We start from the raw sequence: 19,008 nt of genomic DNA, 5'->3' as shown, positions 1-19,008 counted from the left end.
TCCTTAACAAAGGTTGGGAAAGCGCCGGCAGGCATCGGACTGTGATGTCGGCAGCATGGGCGGTGGAGTAGGCGCTGGATTGCCACCTTGATCTGGTGAGGGGGATGGGTTGCCGAAGGGCGCAGTGTTTTGAGTGTCTGGTTGGGAAAGCCCACCGCGCGGCAAAAATTGCGCTTCAGCATACTCGATACGAGGCACCCAACGGCCAATAGAAAGCAACCAGTTACTTACTCCATTTGTGTGCTGCGCCGAAAATATATATACTGTCCCAGCGGGCAGTTCGTTTAGATTTAACAAAACGATATTCTGAACTGGTCCAAGTAAGTTGAGCATGGGATACACCATCGTATTTGATGTCTGCGCAGCAAAAATCTGCCAAAGCTGTGGACTGTACCAGCTTGGGTCGGGGCGACCCGCCTGAAACTGAACAATCACTTGCTGAAGAACAAAACGGGGGTCGATCTGGGCTCGCGCAGTAGTCCCCGAGCATACTAGTGCGGCGGCCAGTATTGCCCCGAATATCCATCGCATTTCTTTTCTCCTGGATGCGCTACTGGGCTAGGTACACGTCGAACACGTTGCGCGCGTTAACTTGGATAACATATCGATTGCCGGCTCGAAGATCGTAGACCAAGCGCTGGCCCGCCGTCGTAACCTCAATCTCGAAAACACCACCGCATGGGTTGCAGGAAAAAATCTCAGTCTGACCCGGCGCTAACCGGTGCTGCGCCCAGGTGCCGTTCTTCGGGCGTAAGCGTATCACGACCGGGTTGCGGCTATCGTTACCGATACCAACGTTGAAACTTAATGCGCCGGTTCCGCCCTTAGGAATGATCGTAGAAGGCCCGTCTCGACTTGGCGTCTGCGCTCCGGCCGAAGCCAAAGGCACCACAACCAGGGGTACCGCAGCCACCATCATAGAAATAAGACGCCCGTTCACAAATCGGGTCCAGGCGGCTTGGCTGGCGCGAGCGGCGTAGACGCTGCTGTGCCCCCGCTCGGAGCATCTCCGATCTGAGCAGCGCGGTTGCGCATCCGCTCATCAGACTTGCCGAGCAGATAGCCCAGGATGGTGCCGAAAAGCCCGAGAGCAGGTGCGATCTGTTGGCTCGAATAGCCAACAGCGATGAGCGACATAGTTCCAATGATAATTGTTGTTACAGTGAAGAGACGCAGTACATCGTCGGCCGCAGCCTCAACGCGTCGCAGAAGCACGAACTGCATGCCCAGGACTACCAAGCCGAACACAATAATCGCGGCGGCAAGCCAAAGCTCAACGCTGGTGAGGGCGCTTACCATCCGCACACTGCCTGCAACTGCTACCGGAGTTGGGTTGTCGGTCTGAGCCAACGCGATGGTCGTAAGCAACGACCAGGCCGAAGCGGCAGCTACTGTGCGAAAGAACATCCAGCTAGCCCCCAGCACGATCACCATCATTACCTTAGCAGCTTGCCGGCGGCACGGCGAGCAAATGCTGTGAAACTCGAGCGCGAGAGTTTGCGCCGGTAGGGAGGCTGGCGTGATCGGCTCGGCGAAAGAGCATGTGTCCTGCTCCGACGGCCTCGGCGAAGTCGAGGAACCGCCGCTCCATGCCGAAATAGTCGCGCGGGAGCCGGACCTCCTGTTCGAACAGGCCGATCAGCTGGCCCGCACGAATGACATGGATGTCGAGGATCGCCACTGACGCCGCGCCTAGCCAGTTTCGGGCAATCCAGGACGCGGTCGTGGGACCAATGCCATTGAGGCGCATGGCGGAGCGTTTCCGCCTGTCGATCTACGACGCGACCTATCTCGAATTGGCACAGCGAAAGCGCCTGCCGATTGCGACGCTGGATCGTGACCTGAAAGCCGCAGCAGCGGCGGTTGGCGTGGAGGGGCTGGGGTAGGAGCCGCATCATCCTGGTGGGGGTGAGGCAGGCTGGTGGCAATTGAGGTTTACGGGCCCTCGGCACCGCCACCTACCCAGAGAGCAATGGCAACCGCCTCCCGGACATGCGGCATGGGCAGCGCGGGGCAGTAGGCCAAAGCAGCATCATGGACCCGGAGCGCCACTGCGGCCGGAGGACATCCAGCGGCGACCTCGACTGCCGCGAGCCTTGCGAGGGTGCTGATCAGCGTCCCATCCAGCCAGGCGGGAATTGAGCCTCGCGAAGGTGTGGTCGCCCCGTCCATAGGGGCATTCTATGCATGAGAACAATTCGCGAACAAGGCCGATGACGCGTTGGGGGTATCGGATCCCCCCCCTAGTCATGCCAACCCCACGCCGACAGCCCGATAGGGCGCCGCTATTGCTCGAGCCTAGTGGAGGAATTGCAAGACCACGCGCCAGGCCGGTTGCAAAGGCCGGGCTTGGCCCAATGGCTGCGTTTGCAGAGCGCCGGACTCGCTCGCTTGACATGTTCCTGTCGCTGAAGCCCAGGCGAGATCTGACCATGGAAGTGGATTTCTACCACCAAATAGACTTCCAATCCCTCCGAGTTGACTTCCATCGCAGCTGTCGGGTAGGTTTACCCTTCATCAGGGGCGCTTTTCCATGGACGGTAACACCTTAGATTTCACCGCGATCCGCGGCGTTCAGGCGGGCAGCGCCTACTACGTCATCATGGTGCCGCTGAAGGTGGTCCCCCGCCTGTTCAAGTTCGACGACGAGGCCATGCCGGCTGAACTTCGCGCTCAACGCGTGCTGAACAAGGCGCGCGTCCCGGCCATCGCAAACTACATCACCGGCAATGCGAGCGAGTATATCCTGTCCTCGCTCTGCGCCTCGATCGATGGCGAGATCGAATTTGAGCCGGCCGCGGCCGACGGCCCGTTGCGCAAGGTGGGGCAGCTTCGGATCGACATGGGGGCGACGATCCTAATCAACGATGGCCAGCATCGCCGTGCGGCAATCGAGGAAGCCATCTGCGAGCGGCCAACCCTCGGCGACGAGACGATCTCGGTCGTCGTATTTGTCGACAAGGGCCTGCACCGGTCGCAACAGATGTTTGCCGACTTAAACATCCATGCGGTCCGGCCGACAAAATCGATCAAGATCCTCTACAATCATCGCGACGCGCTATCGGTGCTGTCACGCGACGTAGTGAAGGAAATCCCTCTGCTGCGTGATTTCACCTGCTATGATGGAACTAGTATCTCAAACCGATCGATCAAGTTTTTTACGCTGAGCAGCTTTCATCAGGCAATCGGCGAACTGGTGGGCAAATCTAGCTCGGGGACGATTGACGCAAGCGACAAGGTTTTGGCAATTGCCTTCTGGAATGCCGTGATCGAGCAGATGCCGGATTGGCAGCGGGTCGGGACGCGGGAAGTTTCCTCCTTCGAGCTGCGTCGCGACTATATCCATGCGCACGGGGTGGCGGTGCTCGCGATCGCTAAAGCTGGCGCGCAGCTCATCAGAGCATATCCTAAGGATTGGGCAAACCGGCTGGCAAAGTTGCGGACGATTGACTGGGCGCGCGCCAACCGCGCTCTGTGGGACAATCGTGCCCTAGTTGCCGGTAAGGTCAACAAGTCGAAGAACAATGTCACCTTGGTGACCAACGTGATTGTGCGCGCACTTGGCCTGCCGCTCGACGAGGAAGGGAAGCGCGTTGAGGATCTCTACGCACCGGGGGAGAATGTTCCGTTGAAGGCGGTCGGCTGATGGCGCGTACATCACTGCTCGACGGTAACGGCCTCGAGGCGCGCTACCGCGAGATCCAGCAGGTCTATCTCTCGGATAGCCGCCCCTGGGTAGTCGGCTATTCCGGCGGGAAGGACTCGACCTGCGCCTTGCAGATGGTTTGGAAGGCACTGCTCGGCCTGCCGCTAGAGCAGCGCCAGAAGCCAGTCTATGTGATCAGCTCGGATACGCTGGTCGAGACGCCAGTGATCGTCCGCTATATTGACGTGACACTCGAGCGGATCGAGAAGGCGGCCGTCGAACAGGGGCTGCCGATCAAGACCGAAAAGGTCATGCCAACGGTTGATCGCAGCTTCTGGGTAAATATGATTGGCCGGGGCTACCCTGCGCCATCGCGACGTTTCCGCTGGTGCACTGAACGCCTTAAGATCGAACCGGCCAACGACTTCATTAAGTCCAAGGTGGCCGACTTCGGTGAAGTGGTGATGATCCTGGGGGTCCGCTCGTCCGAGAGCGCGACCCGCGCCCAGGTCATGTCGTTCCACCGGATCAAGGGATCGCCACTCTCGCGGCATTCCTCGCTGCTGAACGCCTTTGTATACGGCCCGATCGAGGCGCTAACCACCGACGACGTCTGGACTTACCTGCTCCAGAACCCATCGCCGTGGGGAAATGACAATCGCGATCTTGTCGCAATGTATCGTAATGCACAAGCCGGCGAATGTCCGCTGGTGGTAGATACAACGACACCAAGCTGCGGCAATTCGCGCTTCGGCTGCTGGGTCTGTACGGTTGTCGAGCGTGATCGCTCGATGGAAGCGATGATTGATTCGGGCGAAGACTGGCTCGAGCCATTGCTCGAATTTCGCGATTTGCTGGCTGAGACGCAGACGCCCGACAAAAAGAAGCTCTATCGCGACTTCAGGCGGCGCAGCGGCCAGGTCGCCTTCATCAAAGGAACCGATACGCCGGTTCCGGGGCCCTACACGCTGGATTTCTGCAAGACGCTGCTTCGCCGGCTGCTCGAGACGCAGATCCGGGTCCAACGTGAAGCCCCGCCCGGCAATGAGACCCTTCTCGTCCACGATGCCGAGCTGCACGAGATCAGGCGGATCTGGCGTGCGGAGCGCGGCGACTGGGCAGACTCAGTGCCGCCGATCGTGCACGATATCCTTGGCCGCGACCTCAAGTGGATCGCCGAAGACGCCGTCACCTTCACAGCTGATGATGGCCGGCTGCTAGCCTCGATCTGTGCCGCCCATGAAGTACCGACCGAACTCGTCATCAAGCTTCTCGATGTCGAGCGTGCCGCGCATGGGCTAAAGCGCCGGCATGCGGTTCATACAAAGATCGAGGATCTGTTCCGGCAGGAGTGGCGCGGACTCAATATGGTACTTGCGGAGCGGCTTGCCGGTCGCCCCTCCGTTGAAGTGGAGAGTACCGAACTCGACGACGACGAGGGAGCACTTGCCTCGGCGGCCAGCGGCGAAGGTGCTGCCGAATGATATTGCGCAACGTCATCCTTAAAGATTTCGGCCTCTACGCCGGAACGACGGAAATTGATCTCGTGCCCCGCAGCCGGCGTGGCGATGCCTGCCCGATTGTTCTGGTTGGTGGCAAGAACGGGTCGGGCAAGACGACCCTGCTCGAGGCCGTTCGTTTGGCATTGTACGGGCGCCGCGCATTGGGCGCACGCGTCGCTCAGTCCGACTACGAAGCCTATCTACGCGGTCGCATCAATCGGACGGCTACCACAATGGCTGCGGCGGTTGGCCTTGAGTTCGATTATGCGGAAGCCGGCATAGTGCATCGGTACCGGGTGCGTCGGGAATGGGCTGTGCGGGGAAAGGCCTTGGCTGAGACCTTGCTGCTTGAAATGGACGGCGCGGTCGTCAAGTCGGTTCCGCGTGATGAATGGCATCATTTCCTTCAGGAGCTGATACCGCCCGGTGTCTCACAGTTTTTCTTCTTCGATGGCGAAAAGATTAGTGAGATCGCTGACGGCGAAACCGAGAACGAACATCTCGCCGAAGCGATGCGCGGATTGCTGGGGATCGAGCTCGTCGGTCGCCTGCGCGCTGACCTGGGCCTCTATCTTGCGCGTCACCTGCGCGACGACGATGGCGCGTCGGCTGCACAGCTTGAGACGGTAAGCCGCAATATCGCCGCCTCAGCGCGTCGTGCCGAGGAGATTGGCGATGCGGTGGCCGAGCTCGTGACTGCACGGGACTCTCAAGCTCGCCAGGCTGAGCGTGTCCGGCGGCAGTTCGTGGCGGAAGGCGGCGACATAGCCTTGCACCGCGCGCGCACGGAAGCGGAGCGGGACGAGGCCAAGCGGAGCATCACGCGCTGCGAGCAGGAGATGAGGGACCTAGCCAACAGGCTCCTACCCTTCACCTTGGCGCCGAGGCTGGTCGGCAGCTTTCGAACAGCGCTGGCACAGGCCGATGGGCCTGAGCGCCAACAAGGCTCGCTGACGATGGTGCGCAGTCTGCTGGTTGCATGGCGTGGCGATAAGGCCGCGAAGCGGCAAGCCAAATGGGACGCCGTGCATTGGACTGACCTGCAACAATTTTTTGAAGAGCAGACCCGTCCGCATTCAGAAGTGCTTAGTCATTCGGCGTTCCGGGAGGTAGGCGATGGCGCTGCGACATTGGGCCGCCTCGCAGAAATAGAAACGGACGTTCGTCCCCGCGCCCACGCCTTGCTGAAGAAACTCGACGCGCTGACCGCGAAGGTGCGAGCCCTAGATACTGCACTTGCCCGAGCAGATAATGCGGCGGCGGGTGTCCTGCTCGACGAGCTCAGACTGGCCGAACAGAAGGTCGGCGCCACCGAGGCGGCTCTGAGCGGTCGGCAGGAGGAGCTCAAATTGCTGCGCGGCCAGATGGTCACTTTGGACCGGGAGCGGCGTCGCCTCGAGGATGAACAGGCGGGTTCGGTCAAGGCTAGGCAACGTGCGGAACTCGCCGTGCGGACCGCACAGGCGCTCAGCGATTATGAGCGTCGGCTGCTCGAACATAAGTTGGGTCAGCTGCGCACCGAGTTCGTCAGCTGCTTCAACCGGCTGGCACGCAAGGCCGATCTGATCGCGGACATTCGGATTGATCCTGAGACCTTCGCCACCACCCTGATCGATCAGCAGCGCCGGGAAAATCCGAAGACGGCCCTTTCGGCGGGCGAAAAGCAGATCTATGCCATCGCCATGCTGTGGGCGCTCGCACGCACCAGCGGTCGACCGCTGCCTATGATTATCGATACGCCGCTTGCCCGCCTGGACTCGGAACATCGCGCCAAGCTAACCGGCCAGTATTTCCCGGCCGCATCACATCAGGTGATCCTATTGTCCACCGACACTGAGATCGACGAAGCCTTGATGCACGATCTAGCGCCGAACGTCTCTCATGCCTTCAGGTTGGATTATGATCATGTGGCCGGCCGCACGGTGGTGTCGAACGGCTATTTCGTGGCCGAGCCTACCGGGAGGATCCATGCACTACAGCAAGCTTAAGATCTCCAGCGACGCGACCAGCAAGCTTCGCTCGCTGCGCCAGCGGACCGGGATCACGCCAAATCTCCTTTGCCGCATGGCAATCATGATTTCTCTGGAGGAAGGACCGCTCGGCGGCGCTGCGATCCCGGATGAGGATGGGTCCGAGTTCAACGCCTACACGCTGACCGGTGAATATGGCGCGCTGATTGCGGCCTTGCTGCGCTGGGTCGAAGAAGGTCACTTGGGTGATGAGCAGCTCGACGATGAGACGCTGCTCGACCGCCTGCGGGGCCATATTCATCGCGGTGTCGGCACGCTCGCGGTGCGTGCCAAGTCGCCTGCGGACCTCCTCCGGCTCGTTCCGATGGCGGCCTAACGCCTAATGGCCCGTATTTATCTGGACCACAACGCGACCACCCCGATCGATCCCATCGTGCTGCAAGCGATGGAGCCCTATCTCCGGGAGCTATTCGGCAATCCGTCGAGCGTGGAGCATGAGGATGGTAATGCGGCAGCGCGTGCGGTCGGCGCCGCTCGCGCTCTGGTCGCCGAGGCCATCGGTGCCCGTGAGAACGAGATCATCTTCACCGGAAGCTGTACCGAAGCGGACAATCTGGCCCTCTTCGGGGTTGCGCGCGCCAACCCTCAGAAGAAGCATCTCATCACTACCGTTATCGAGCATCCCGCGATCCTAGAGCCGGCACGCGCGCTCGAGCGCGACGGTTGGCGCGTCACCTATCTGCCGGTTGATGCCGACGGACGGGTGTCCGTGAACGCTCTTTCCCGGAGCCTTTGCGATGACACCGCCTTGGTTTCTGTCATGGCAGCCAACAACGAGGTCGGCTCGCTTCAGCCGATCGGCGAAATCGGCGCTGTCTGCGCCGCGCGCGGCATTATCTTCCACACCGATCTGGCGCAGGTCGCTGCCTGCGGCGACATCGATGTCGAGCGCGACAACATCCACCTTGCCAGTCTGTCCGCGCACAAGGTCTATGGACCCAAAGGGATCGGAGCGCTGTACGTCCGTTCGCGGCGCCCGCGGGTGAAACTCGCCCCCATGCTCTTCGGTGGCGGTCAGGAACGCGGCCTTCGGCCCGGGACCCTCAATACCGCGGGCATCGTCGGCATGGGCGCTGCCATGGCGGTCGCCAAAAAATCGGCCAAGGCCGAAGCGGCGCGGTTGTCAGCGATGTGTACCGAGTTCCGGGATCTATTGCTTGCGCAAGTGCCTGGCGCTGTACTCAATGGGCATCCAACCGAGCGGCTACCGAACAACTTATCCTTCTCTATTCCAGCGCTTGAGCCGCTCGCGCTGATACGGAGTCTTCGCGAGCAGCTGAGCTTCTCGGCATCGAGCGCCTGCACAACGGACAAGATCGAGACTTCGCATGTCCTCTTGGCCATGTACGGCAATACCGAGCGGGCTCGCGGCGCATTCCGCATCGCTCCCGGCCGGTTTACAACAGAGGCGCAGATGAGGGATGCAGCTGCGCTGATCATCGACGAGTGCGCCCGGCTGCGGCGCTCATCGCCGGCGCCGGCGATTGTCTAGGCGGCAGACGCCTTTTCCACCGCTTCCTCAATCAGAGCGGTGTAGCCCTGGATGAACTCTTCGACCGTATACGGCTTCATGTCGCGCTTCTCGGCAAGGTATTCGTATCCACCGCTCGCATAGGCGTTGAGCCGGCGCATGCCCATCTCTGTCAGGCTGTTGGGGCTTTCAGAGTCGACCAGCCGCTTGAAGAGCGCACGAACCTGCGCCTTCTCACTAACATCAATGCCGTTTTTCTTGAGCTCCGCAGTCACCAGCAATCCAATAATCAGGCGGCTTGCCGGCCGATAATCTTCGACGAACTTCTCCACGAGATCGGTGGCCGGGTTACCGGCGCCGGAAAGCTCCGCGGCGCGACCGCTCGCCAACCCGGCCAGTAGGCACAGATAGTAGACGTCGAACTTGGTTTTGAAAGGCGGCGCATCGGCGATCTCGGAAAACCAGCTCTGCGCGTCGGTGCGGAGACGGAAATAGGCCAAGCTATTGGTCCTCTTCGTCTTCGGTGACGTCGAACTTCACGAAATAATCATTACCCTCGACTACTACCGAGTGATCGTTCTGGGTGACGCCTGTCGCGGGCAGTGCCGGGAGCAGGCGCGCGGTTCCAGGCGTTTTTCGGAACATCGTCAGATAGCGGATCTCTTTGGTTGCTCCAGCGAGCGCCGGCACGAAGCCCGGCAGCTCAGTGTTGATGGTGAACGCCACGAATTGGCTGCACAGTTCCGGGATAAGGCCACCCACGCGCCGCCGCCGGCCCAAGTCCATTGGGTTTGCCGGACTGTCGACCACAAGAGGGAAGTCGTTGTTGCCGCGCCTAAGCGCACTCATGAGGAAGACATAGCCGGCAGCCAGCACCTGTGCGGTGCTGCCGGTCCCTTGACCTTCCAGCCGGATCGAACGGTCGATCCGGGCAATCGTCAGCGGATCATTGGCAAGCACTTTGGCAAGTCGTTCGTTACTGAGGGCAATGAGCTCGGTCTTGATCTTCTGGCGGGCGAGCTCCTTGGTCCGCGCCATGATCCCCCTGACGACATCGGTCTGCTTGCGAAGCGTCACGGTTTGAGTGATTTCGGAGATCTTTGAGCCGAAATCCTTGATTTTCTTGTCGATCAGCTTCAGCGAGCAAGGCTCGGACGCGCCGTCCTTCTCGTCGTCGGCATCAATTTCTTGAAGCAGGCGGGCGCATTCGGTATTGAGCTCGGTCTGCCTTTGTAGCTGCCGCTGCCAAGCCAGAAGCTCGTCATCGCCTTCATCGATCAGCTTCTGCTGCAGCGCGAGTACCGTTTGCCGCGCCATCTTCTGGTCGCGGCGGGCGGCCCCGAGCTCGGCCATCGCCGCAGCAAGGGACTCGGACGGTGACTGGGTCTCCGAAGCGGCGGTGAAATCGCCAATATCCTGCTTGATCGCATTGATGACGCCCGCCTCGGAAGCGTCGAGGTAGCGTAGCGAGCGGATGCCGATTTCATGCTTGGCGCCTGCGGTCATCTCCCGACCACAGATGCATTCATCCTCCTCGAGTAGCTCGTTGAAGAATTGTGCTGACGTGTTTTCAGGGAGGCGCAGATTATCGAGATTGTCCTTTAGCGCGATGAGCGAGCCGGCGAAGGAAGGATGGATCGCCAGCGGCTGTCGCAGCGTCTGCATCGCGTTGCCGGCTGCGGCGACGAGTGCGCCTTCTGCCCGCGTCATCTCGATTTTGGCCTCGTTAAACTGTTCGCGTGTCGATCGCCCCGTTCCGAGCCGTTCCTCAATTCTTGCCTGTAAGTTCTCGATCTGGGCCACGGTGTCTCGGACCTGACCTTCGGCCTTAACCCGCGCCTGGGCGATGACCACGCGCCTGGCGGTCATGCTGGCGAGCTGCGTGCGCAGGCGGATAAGTGCGCCGTCGCTTTTAGCACCGGTCTGCTTGGTTCGCCGCGACCATTCCTGCTCGACGAAATCCTCGACCTCATCGAGCAGATAGAGCTGACACAGCGCGTCGATCGCGTCGTCGGCCGCAGTTTCGCGAGAATCAAGCAAACGCGCGGCGAACTCGCCGTTGAACACGAAAAGCCCGAGGAAATCCTTTGCGAGAAACCGGCGCACGGGCGGCGGCGGTGACCAGGATTGCACCACGCCTCCGCTTCCGGGGTTCGTCGTGCGATAGCGTGCCGTGCCCATCTCGAAGTCGAGAACAAGCTCGATCGAGAGCGGTCGTCCATCGACGAGCAGCGATACGACAAAAGTCCCGAGGTCGCGGTCGTCGCCCTTGCGGCGATAGCTGCGGACCGTCTTCTCGTCCCATGAGGTCGCAACGCCGCTCAATGTGGCGATCAGCATTTCGAGCGTGGTCGTCTTGCCAGTGCCGTTGGGCATCTGGAGAAGAGTGACCTTGGGAGGGGTTGGTGACGGGCCGAGCAGATCGATGACGACGTCGGGGCAGCGCAGTCCAGCAGTCGACCAGCCGGCAAAATCAATGCGCATTCGGTTGACGTTCCAACTGAACGGCTTCCCTGACATCCTCGTAACGCTGGGCCTGATCCTCCTGGGCATCGTCGCCTTCGATCATCGCCTGAAGCCACGCCTCAAGCCGAAGCGACAGCGCGCGTGGCTGCCCGCTTTCCTCCACGGCTTCACGCAGCGCCGCCGCCAGCGCAGTATCAAGCGCCATCGTCGTCCCCCTTTTTTACCGTCGCCAGATTAGCAAGCCAGGCGTGCCGTTCCTGATCCGCATTCGGAATCGAGTCAGCTTCACCTCCCGGCCGCACGAAGTCCACCACCAGCGCGCGCTTTCTCGCATTGGTCGGGTCGATCCGAAGGCAGCGTCCAATGCGCTGGATTGTCTCGAGCTTAGCCCGTGCCGATGCGAACAGGATCACCGTGTTGAGCGACCGGATGTCGATCCCTTGCGAGATGCGGTGGCAGGTGATGAGGCAGTCGATATCGCCGCGCGCGAACGCAATCAGGTGGTCGCGATCGTCGTCGGCATAATAGGTGCGGTAGCGGTGCGTGCGGCGGTGAATGGATGCGAGGATCCGCTCGCCATATTCGATCGTCTCGACGAAAACGATGCTGCGATTTAGGATCTCCGGCGCCACCCGAAGATGCTCTTCGAAGATTTCGGGCTTAGCTTCGGCAGTCTTGTAGACCTTGGCGATCTCCGTCCAGAGTTCCTCATTCCCCATCGGCCGGCCCTCGCGCAGCCGCGCCGCCTTCTTAGCATAGATCATGCGCAGCCGCTCGCGGTCGCCATCGGTGAGATCATATTCGAGCGGCCGGTAATCAAACTCGCTGAGGACGCCCCGCGCGATCGCCTTTCCCAGCGGGAACCGATAGAGCGTCGGTCCCAGCTCGCTCGTGATAAAGTCGTTGCCTTTGGCGTCATAAGCGCGGTCGGGGGTGGCGCTGAGCCCGACCCGCCAGCCGAACGCTTCATGTTGTTCGGCCAGGCTCTCGACCAGACGGGGCGTGCCAAGGCCGTGGACTTCATCATGGATGATGAGCGCCTTCGCCTTAACATGATCCGGCAGCCGCGGGAGCAGTCGAGATAGCTGGCCACGTGCGACGACGATCAGCGCGCGCCCAGGGTCGACAAGAAAGTCTCCCATCTCGTGATGGCGGCCGAAATGGCGATAGATCAGCCATTTCGGCCCATCGTCCAGGTTCCAGGCGTCAAGCTCGCCTGCCCATTGCTCAAGCAGGTCTGTGCCCTCCATAGTGACGATTGCGCAACTGATGGCACCGTTGGAAACAAGACGGGTTAGGATTTTTATCGCAGTCCGCGTCTTGCCGGTGCCGGTTGCCATTTCTAGGATACCGGCAGGACTCTCCAAGAAAGCCGCGACCGCTTCATCCTGATGTCTCCAACGCGGGTCGGTCGTAGGCAGAGCTTCGGCGTCTTCTTCGGACTCTGGCTTTACGAAGGGCCAGTCAGCAGTCTGACAAAGCCTGCTCAGTATCTTGATCGAAGGATCGACGACCGCGAGTCCCGAGGCCTTACCAGCCCATGTTTCGTCGAATTGCTCTGCCTTGGTCGCGACGCGGTCCATCTCGCCGGGTAGCCAGTCGCAATAAACATCGATGCTCTCGTAGTTCCTGCTGTGGCCTCCGCTCGTTTCGTTTGCCGAGCCGGTGAAGGCGATCCTGCCTCCGCCTTCCAGGTCGAAGATCCCGAACTTCTCATGGAAGATACCCGGTTCGTCGAGATGTTCGGGGAATGCGAATTTCAGCTGCAGACGATCATTGGCAATTAACCAGGCAAAGATGCGCGCGCGAATGGCGGTGTCGTTCGGAGAGTGCGCCAGCTCCGCGATCTCCTCTAGGATGCGGTCGACAACAATGGATCGGTAGGCTGCGCGGGCTTGGTCGTCTTCCATCGAGGTAAGCGTCTGACGATCCGCTTCTGAGATTATCGGTGACGATATGAGCTGGATCGAAAGCATCTTCAGGGCAGCACGCGGCAAGCCGTCGATCCAGGCAAGGAGCGCTGTGCTGGAGAAGTATCCGGCAGCCCTCCGGTAGAGCGTTGCTACGCGAATGCAGGGCGCGAAAAAGTCTTCGGCCAAGCTGTCGCGGCCGCTTCTGTAATGGCTTTTTGGATGAAACGTCGAATGTCTGGCTGCTCTAGCCATTTATGCCCCGATGCTGCATCATTCTTCGAGTAACCATCGTAAGAGGTCCTCGCGCTTTTGCCTGTCCAACAACTGGCGTCTCTCTGCCATGATCGCATCGAGCGGATCGACGATCCGGCCTTCTTCGGACGCTGAATTATCGGACTCAGCGTCAAACATCGCGGCCAGGCGGTCGGCATCCGGCCAGCCCTCAATCTCCGGTGCGGCAGCGAGGATATCCCCCGCCAGGCGAAGGCCGATCCCGCGCTCCCAGGACGCGACACCGGTCGATGACAGCTCGTCGCTCATCTCGTCACGCAATGTGATCGAACGATCCGTCGCCTCATGGGATCTCTGCCAGGCGGCTGGATCAGCGTCCGCGATGCGGACCGCACCCAGTCCCAGCAAGATCGCGATGGTCGAGGCACCAACCTGACTGTCGATACGTCGTCCAGCCATCCGATTGACGGACATCCAGTTCAGTTTGCCCGTGTTGGCCAGCTCGATGCAGGCCGCAAGGAGGCGATCCAGGTCCGGGCGAACATAAGCATCGGGACGCAAAGGCTCGGCAAGTTCAAAGCGCCCTTCGCGCCGAGCCACGTCCCGCCAATGGCTCCGCTCCGACGCCGAGATGGGCCAGGCATCGATGTCGGCAACGGCCAGCAACGAACGAAGGCTATCGGGAGCGCCGTGTTTGTATCCCCACCGGGCGAGTGCGAACTCGCCTTGGAGCGACCACAGTGGAAACACTTCACGACGCTCGCCTGCTCGCCGCGCAAGCGCCATCAACCGCAGCTGCATATTATCGAGCAGATAAAGTGGCGGGTCGGAAAGCAGGTCGGCGGCTGAAGGCACCTGATGAGGCAGCCCATAAATGCCGGGGAGTAGCCGGCTGAAGATATGGGCATTGGTCAGCAGCGTTGGGCCGACGCTGTTGGGCGAGCGGCCTGCGGGAAGGATGTCCTTTGCATTTTGATAGAGGGTGACCAGACGCTCGGGGCCGCGGCGTTCCAAAGCGGCCATCAGCGATGCTGCGCAGGTCTCTTCGTCGCTATCGGTATCACTTTGCTCGAAAGGAGACCGGATACCTCCCTCAACGGCGCAGGGTGCGTCCAGAACCGGGGGCGAGCCGCAGACGCCAATTCCAAACCAAACTTGGTCGTAGGTTTCGATGAAGAGGTGCGGTGCCGCCAGCATGACGATCTCTGCGTCGCGCGGTGAGCACAAGTCGGATGGGCAGAGCCGATGATATTGTGGGATCAGTCGATCTGCCGGCAGCGGGCTCGACGCCGAAACGAGAAGCCGGTGCAGGCCAAGCGCCCGGCGCATCCGGACGCCTGGCTTCGATTGAACGACATACCCTTGCTCGAGCTCGAGACCGAGATGGACCCGAAGCGCTGCTTCGACCTCGGCCGGAGCATCAGCACAGGGTGCGCCACGGACGGAGCGGGGCAACGGCAGCTTAAGGATTGAGGCAAGCTCGGCTGCGGCCGACTTGACCGGGTCGGGATCCAGGGGCGATCCAATCCAGCCATGCACCGACCGCTCAGCAACCTCAGACAGCCATGCGTGCGGCGATATTCGGAGAAGTTCGAGGGCAAGTTGAAGTTTGCCCTCAAGCTTGCGCAGAGCCACATCTGACCGTCGGTCCGTGATCCATCCACGGCCTTCGCAGATCTCGAGCCATGCGCCTTTGGACGCTGCTTTCACATGATCCGCGATCGGCACGCGGCGCATCCGAACCCGCATCCGGCCAAGCGCTCGTTTCTCGATCTGGCGTATGCGCTCGCGCGTCACGCCAAAGTCGGCACCAATCTCCTCGAGCGTTTCGATGTCCGCCCGCTCGATACTGAATCTGCGGCGCACGACTTCGCGATCTCGATCCTTGCACTGGCTGAGCAGCCAGTCGAGACACTCCGCCAGTGTCTCATGCATCGGCACATCATCTGCCGAGCAAAGTGCCTCTGCATCCATGTGGCCGAATAACGTAGAGCAGGTGCGCACGATTTGGTCGTGCGCAACGCCATTTTGGGCGAGTAACCTTGGTACCAGCCGGTGCATAAGCTGGGTAAGCTCACGCGCCGAGATGCGTCCGACATTGGGCAGACGCCTGAACTGAGTCAGGAAAGTTTCTAGGTTGAGCGCGACAGTACTGACGCGCATCGACTGAATCTCCGGCGCAGCCAATCCATTCTCAAGCCGCACCGAGAGAATTTCTCCCTCCGTCGCTTGACGTATGGAAATGTGGCCGATGAATTCGAGGACCTCCTCCGGGCTGGAACCGTCTTTCACGGTTGTGGCTATTTTGTTCGATCGGGTCCATGTCTCGGCGCTGGCCTTGAGCATGGCATCGAGCTCGCGGGCGGTCTTGGCCCCAAAATTCGGGACCTTTCGCATCATGTTCGGGATCGCCATTGCACCCGCCGCAATATACTCCGCCACGGTGAGGTAGGGCAAAATTCCGGTTTCGGCTGCTGCCGTCACCGAGTTGCGCAAGCGGACCGTGGTGCCCTCGGTGAGCACGAACTCAGCCAGACGGGGCGAGTCATCGGCCTGCGCAGCTTCGACGGGTTCCGCGGCAGCGCCAGGTAGCAGTTCAACGTTGCCAGCACCTGGCCTGACCGATGCTCCGATCCTGGCGAACCAAGTGCGAGGTAAGGCGCTGGTCATCGCACGGGCAACAAGCTCATGCGGCGTTTCGCTCGCCGCTCTTCAGGCTCTCCATGAAACGATCGTACAGGCGGGCGATATAGAATATCCGGGCTGGACGTCCCTTGCCCCGCTCGGAAGGATGGCGGTCGAAGAAGGCACCTGCAACTTTGTGCAGCACGGCCACCGTCAGCACGTCGGCGGAAGCCGGATTTAGGCCATATTCGGCGCCGTCGACAGACATGAGGTAGCGATTGAACGCCTCGATGCGCTTCGAGGCGACCTCCGGACTGAGCGCCTCGTCACCCAGACTCCCCTTGAGCGCGACGACGGAGTTAAGCCCCAGTTCGGTGATCGCATCGAAGGCTTGGCCGGCATTCACCGATAGATCGGCCTCGGGGAAGAAGGGGCGGAGTCGAGCTACAAAATCGTGAACGTCGACGAAGTCTCCGACATTCTCCTGCATCCGCGCGGCATTGGCCGCTAGCAGGCGCGTAATCGCAGCATCTCCGGAGCGGGTGAGGTGCCCGAGCGCCTCCAGAAGACCCTTCTCCGCATCGCCGGGGCCCCCGCCTTCTGGCTTATATCCGATGTCGTGTTCAATTTCGTTCCAGACGTGCGCCATCATCGAGCACACCTGGATCTCGCAGCCCGTGCCGCGGAGATTCTCGTAGTGTCCGACTAGGTCCTCTTCGCGCAGGAAAACCTGGCAGTGGGTGGCTCGGTAGAATTGGTAGCTATTCACGGCGAGTTTGTCCTTCTTGTCGACTAACACCTCCCTGCTGCTTTCCCCTTCGAACAAATTCTTGATCTCGTCGGTGACTCGGCGCTCATCCTCAGGCCGGTAGGTTGCGATCCGAACGCCAGCGAAGTCTCCAACGCCGGCGAACACCTCGTCGACGCTGGCATAGTCCCTGTCCGGCCGGCGGGCGAACCGCTTGAGCTTGCCCTCGAAGCTACGGACGGTTTTCGTGCGGAACGTGACCTGCGCGCGGATCGCATTGTCCTCCACGATGCTGGAGCGGCAGATGTCGGATACACGGGCAGCAAGCTTCAGATAGCGGTCGCGTTCACGATCATAGCGCGCGACCGCGTCGCGAATGACATTATCTGCAATTGGCATCGACCGCCCCCTCACCGCCTTGGTGCCTCAAACAGTCCAAAAAGTCGAGATGATCTATGTCCTTGCCGGCAGGGAGAACACGACCGACAACATCCCCGTCCAAGTTGACCGCCCGCTGCTTTGGAACGGCAATTCGCCCGGCGGTGGGCTGGATGGGCGGGCTGCATCATCGGTCGACTAGGTTGCGACACCTCGGACGAACGACGCGATGTGGATCGCCGGCCACCCGGCGGCACCATGGCCGCGCGGGCCTGCGCTATGCGAGTGACATGACCGACGCCGATGGAGGATGCTGGAGCTGCTGTTGCCTGCCGCACCTTGACGAGGACGACGGCGAGCCTGGCCGCTGCGCGAGATCGCCAACGCCATCTTCTACGTGCTGCGGGAAGGTTGCGCCTGACCGCGGCACCTGTGCCTGGCCACGTGCTGAAACAGCAGTGTATCGAGGGGCCTGGCTTAAGGAATTTTGCTGGGGCACAACCTCCTCCCGGGCAGGAGTTGCGGCGTCGCGGGGGCCGTTTAGGGTGCCGTTTTCGAGTGGCTGGGGCCGGCTCAAGGCGAACATCAGCGAACCAGCGCGGCCGCAAGCCATTGATTCGATTTGACCCGCCGAACGTCGGCGAACACCCACAAACAGGCCCGCTGCACTTGCCAAGGTTGGGGTCGAGGGTTCGAATCCCTTCGCCAGCTCCAGTCGGCTTCCTAACCTCAGGCTTTTCAATCGTGTATAGCGCCGTGAACCGCAGGTTTCCTGGGGTTTTGCCGCGACGGCTTGAGCGACTGTGTTGGTCGTCAAGTGTTTTGGGCGAGCCATGGCCTTCCGCTCCGTATGATGGCGTTGAGGATGGTGAGCAGTTTTCGCGCCACGGCGACGAGGGCGACCATCTTGGGCTTACCGGCGGCGAGGAGGCGGTCGCGGAAGGCCTTGAGCGCCACCAAGCGCGCCACGTTGATCAGGCACTCGCACCGCGAAGCTCATCGGGGCCCGCGGCCATACCGGCCGCATTCGAGGCCGGACACATGACCGCACCCGTGCTCTCGGTACCGCCGCCACGCTCAAACACCTTGACCCGCAGGGGGCATCCACACATGATGATGTGGCCCTCCTCTCGACCCGATCGGTAACATCCCTCCGCCGAGGCCGAGGCGCGTTTACTGCGCCGCATAGCAGACCCACGCCCTGGCAGCGTGACTCACAACAAACAGCCTCCGGAAAATCCAGCGCGGTTCACGTCAGGGCCGCGCTCTCAGTGGCCTGCAGCAGCTCCTGCAGGGAGCCGAGGAAGCCGAGGGCGCCACGGTTGAAAGGCGGGTTCGCGCGGGCGGCAAGTGCGCGCAGGCTGTGCGACATGCGCAACTCGCGCGGCGAAAATCCGAAGGTGCGGCGGAACATGCGGCTGAAGCTCGACGCATCGAACAGCCCGCTCGCCTCGGCGATCCTGCAGATGCTGCGCGCGTCATTCGGGTCTGTCAGCGCACGGTATGCGGCGTTCAGTCGCTCCCGCTGGATGAACAGTGCCACGCCACCATGTGGTTCGAATAGGCGGTAGAGTTGTGAGCGCGTGATGCCGGCTAGCTGGCACAGCCGCGTTGGCCCGAGCCGGGCCGAGCTAAGGTGGATGCGTATCAGGTTTCGCACGCGCGCCGCCTGCGCCGTGCTGAGAGGAGCCGCCGCCTCCCGCCGCGTCGGGCCCTCTGAGACCGCGAGGGCGATCATCGCCTTGGTGACTTCCGCCAGGCGCTCCCCATCCGCGAACGTCATACGGGGAAGCTCATCCGCCAGCAGGCTGAGGTAGTCGCGCAGGAGAAGCTGATTTGGCGTGTCCAGAACTTGGCAACCTGGCTCCGGAGAGAAAACGGCGGAGAGCGGAGCCTCACGCGCTAGATTCAGATCCAGCAAGCCCGAGCGGGTGCGTCCCGCCTCGAATGGCTCTGCCAGCAAGTGCAGCACGAGCTGTCTTAACTGCATCACCTGGG

At 61.3% G+C, this 19,008-nt stretch carries 16 protein-coding genes and 2 pseudogenes; 7 read left to right on the top strand and 11 right to left on the bottom strand.

Annotated elements, in window-relative coordinates; translation table 11 throughout:
• Positions 1-3: 3 nt before the first annotated feature.
• From ACFHNC_RS11485 to ACFHNC_RS11475, 3 genes are all read right to left on the bottom strand, one after another.
• Positions 4-531: a hypothetical protein gene (locus ACFHNC_RS11485; RefSeq protein ID WP_437169356.1), complete on the bottom strand. Its 528-nt coding sequence runs from the start codon at positions 529-531 to the stop codon at positions 4-6.
• Between the two features lie 405 nt (positions 532-936).
• The gene (locus ACFHNC_RS11480; protein WP_437169355.1) at positions 937-1,437 is read right to left on the bottom strand and encodes a hypothetical protein; all 501 of its coding nucleotides are present in this window, start codon (positions 1,435-1,437) and stop codon (positions 937-939) included.
• Between the two features lie 4 nt (positions 1,438-1,441).
• Positions 1,442-1,750 (bottom strand): hypothetical protein, encoded by a 309-nt coding sequence (locus ACFHNC_RS11475; protein ID WP_437169354.1) that lies wholly within the window; start codon positions 1,748-1,750, stop codon positions 1,442-1,444.
• On the opposite strand from ACFHNC_RS11475, the gene ACFHNC_RS11470 reads away from it, so the two are divergent.
• From ACFHNC_RS11470 to ACFHNC_RS11445, 6 genes are all read left to right on the top strand, one after another.
• Positions 1,749-1,886, top strand: coding sequence for a type II toxin-antitoxin system VapC family toxin (locus tag ACFHNC_RS11470; protein WP_437169353.1), 138 nt, complete (start codon positions 1,749-1,751; stop codon positions 1,884-1,886). The genes ACFHNC_RS11475 and ACFHNC_RS11470 overlap by 2 nt on opposite strands.
• Before the next feature lie 647 nt (positions 1,887-2,533).
• On the top strand, positions 2,534-3,646 hold the full coding sequence (dndB, locus tag ACFHNC_RS11465; protein WP_437169352.1) for a DNA sulfur modification protein DndB: 1,113 nt from the start codon (positions 2,534-2,536) through the stop codon (positions 3,644-3,646).
• Complete coding sequence (gene dndC, locus ACFHNC_RS11460) at positions 3,646-5,130, top strand: DNA phosphorothioation system sulfurtransferase DndC (RefSeq protein WP_437169351.1); 1,485 nt, start codon at positions 3,646-3,648, stop codon at positions 5,128-5,130. The genes dndB and dndC overlap by 1 nt, the downstream gene beginning before the upstream one ends.
• The gene (dndD, locus tag ACFHNC_RS11455) at positions 5,127-7,136 is read left to right on the top strand and encodes a DNA sulfur modification protein DndD (protein WP_437169350.1); all 2,010 of its coding nucleotides are present in this window, start codon (positions 5,127-5,129) and stop codon (positions 7,134-7,136) included. The genes dndC and dndD overlap by 4 nt, the downstream gene beginning before the upstream one ends.
• Positions 7,117-7,494, top strand: coding sequence for a DNA sulfur modification protein DndE (dndE, locus tag ACFHNC_RS11450; protein WP_437169349.1), 378 nt, complete (start codon positions 7,117-7,119; stop codon positions 7,492-7,494). The genes dndD and dndE overlap by 20 nt, the downstream gene beginning before the upstream one ends.
• 6 nt (positions 7,495-7,500) lie before the next feature.
• The gene (locus ACFHNC_RS11445; protein ID WP_437169348.1) at positions 7,501-8,670 is read left to right on the top strand and encodes a cysteine desulfurase family protein; all 1,170 of its coding nucleotides are present in this window, start codon (positions 7,501-7,503) and stop codon (positions 8,668-8,670) included.
• Here the strand turns inward: ACFHNC_RS11445 and ACFHNC_RS11440 are convergent.
• The 6 genes from ACFHNC_RS11440 to ACFHNC_RS11415 all read right to left on the bottom strand — a co-directional run bounded on the left by ACFHNC_RS11440 (position 8,667) and on the right by ACFHNC_RS11415 (position 17,031).
• On the bottom strand, positions 8,667-9,149 hold the full coding sequence (locus ACFHNC_RS11440) for a hypothetical protein (protein ID WP_437169347.1): 483 nt from the start codon (positions 9,147-9,149) through the stop codon (positions 8,667-8,669). The genes ACFHNC_RS11445 and ACFHNC_RS11440 overlap by 4 nt on opposite strands.
• A 1-nt stretch (position 9,150) precedes the next feature.
• The gene (locus ACFHNC_RS11435; protein WP_437169346.1) at positions 9,151-11,133 is read right to left on the bottom strand and encodes a hypothetical protein; all 1,983 of its coding nucleotides are present in this window, start codon (positions 11,131-11,133) and stop codon (positions 9,151-9,153) included.
• Entirely contained in the window at positions 11,123-11,320 is a 198-nt protein-coding gene (locus ACFHNC_RS11430) for a CxC ATPase DNA modification system associated small protein (protein WP_437169345.1), read from the bottom strand. The genes ACFHNC_RS11435 and ACFHNC_RS11430 overlap by 11 nt, the downstream gene beginning before the upstream one ends.
• The gene (locus ACFHNC_RS11425; protein ID WP_437169344.1) at positions 11,310-13,214 is read right to left on the bottom strand and encodes a DEAD/DEAH box helicase family protein; all 1,905 of its coding nucleotides are present in this window, start codon (positions 13,212-13,214) and stop codon (positions 11,310-11,312) included. Before ACFHNC_RS11425 ends, ACFHNC_RS11430 begins: the two co-directional genes overlap by 11 nt.
• A gap of 84 nt (positions 13,215-13,298) precedes the next feature.
• Positions 13,299-15,782 (bottom strand): sigma factor-like helix-turn-helix DNA-binding protein, encoded by a 2,484-nt coding sequence (locus ACFHNC_RS11420; RefSeq protein WP_437169343.1) that lies wholly within the window; start codon positions 15,780-15,782, stop codon positions 13,299-13,301.
• 163 nt (positions 15,783-15,945) lie between these two features.
• Complete coding sequence (locus ACFHNC_RS11415; protein WP_437169342.1) at positions 15,946-17,031, bottom strand: GTP pyrophosphokinase; 1,086 nt, start codon at positions 17,029-17,031, stop codon at positions 15,946-15,948.
• A 269-nt stretch (positions 17,032-17,300) separates the two neighbouring features.
• Between ACFHNC_RS11415 and ACFHNC_RS11410 the strand changes: the two are divergent.
• A pseudogene (locus ACFHNC_RS11410) lies at positions 17,301-17,428 on the top strand (transposase); the annotation flags it as partial.
• Positions 17,429-17,823: 395 nt separating this feature from the next.
• Here the strand turns inward: ACFHNC_RS11410 and ACFHNC_RS11405 are convergent.
• Together ACFHNC_RS11405 and ACFHNC_RS11400 are read right to left on the bottom strand one after the other, a co-directional pair.
• Positions 17,824-17,964: pseudogene (locus tag ACFHNC_RS11405) on the bottom strand (IS110 family transposase); the annotation flags it as partial.
• A gap of 295 nt (positions 17,965-18,259) precedes the next feature.
• Positions 18,260-19,008, bottom strand: a 749-nt coding sequence (locus ACFHNC_RS11400; protein WP_437169341.1) for a helix-turn-helix domain-containing protein, incomplete at its 5' end; no start/stop codon positions are given.

It is taken from the genome of Falsiroseomonas sp. E2-1-a4 (genome assembly GCF_051433165.1).
Classification (GTDB): Bacteria; Pseudomonadota; Alphaproteobacteria; order Acetobacterales; family Acetobacteraceae; genus Falsiroseomonas.
Note: the sequence above shows the minus strand (reverse complement) of the source record. Positions and strands in the feature narration are given on the sequence as shown.

Excerpts from the sequence above, each read along its gene's own strand:
- ACFHNC_RS11430 (WP_437169345.1), bottom strand. The coding sequence starts at position 11,320 with ATGGCGCTTGATACTGCGCTGGCGGCGGCGCTGCGTGAAGCCGTGGAG.
- ACFHNC_RS11435 (WP_437169346.1), bottom strand. The coding sequence starts at position 11,133 with ATGCGCATTGATTTTGCCGGCTGGTCGACTGCTGGACTGCGCTGCCCC.
- ACFHNC_RS11480 (WP_437169355.1), bottom strand. The coding sequence starts at position 1,437 with ATGATGGTGATCGTGCTGGGGGCTAGCTGGATGTTCTTTCGCACAGTA.
- dndD (WP_437169350.1), top strand. The coding sequence starts at position 5,127 with ATGATATTGCGCAACGTCATCCTTAAAGATTTCGGCCTCTACGCCGGA.
- ACFHNC_RS11470 (WP_437169353.1), top strand. The coding sequence starts at position 1,749 with ATGGCGGAGCGTTTCCGCCTGTCGATCTACGACGCGACCTATCTCGAA.
- ACFHNC_RS11415 (WP_437169342.1), bottom strand. The coding sequence starts at position 17,031 with ATGCCAATTGCAGATAATGTCATTCGCGACGCGGTCGCGCGCTATGAT.
- ACFHNC_RS11485 (WP_437169356.1), bottom strand. The coding sequence starts at position 531 with ATGCGATGGATATTCGGGGCAATACTGGCCGCCGCACTAGTATGCTCG.
- dndB (WP_437169352.1), top strand. The coding sequence starts at position 2,534 with ATGGACGGTAACACCTTAGATTTCACCGCGATCCGCGGCGTTCAGGCG.
- dndC (WP_437169351.1), top strand. The coding sequence starts at position 3,646 with ATGGCGCGTACATCACTGCTCGACGGTAACGGCCTCGAGGCGCGCTAC.
- ACFHNC_RS11445 (WP_437169348.1), top strand. The coding sequence starts at position 7,501 with ATGGCCCGTATTTATCTGGACCACAACGCGACCACCCCGATCGATCCC.
- dndE (WP_437169349.1), top strand. The coding sequence starts at position 7,117 with ATGCACTACAGCAAGCTTAAGATCTCCAGCGACGCGACCAGCAAGCTT.
- ACFHNC_RS11475 (WP_437169354.1), bottom strand. The coding sequence starts at position 1,750 with ATGCGCCTCAATGGCATTGGTCCCACGACCGCGTCCTGGATTGCCCGA.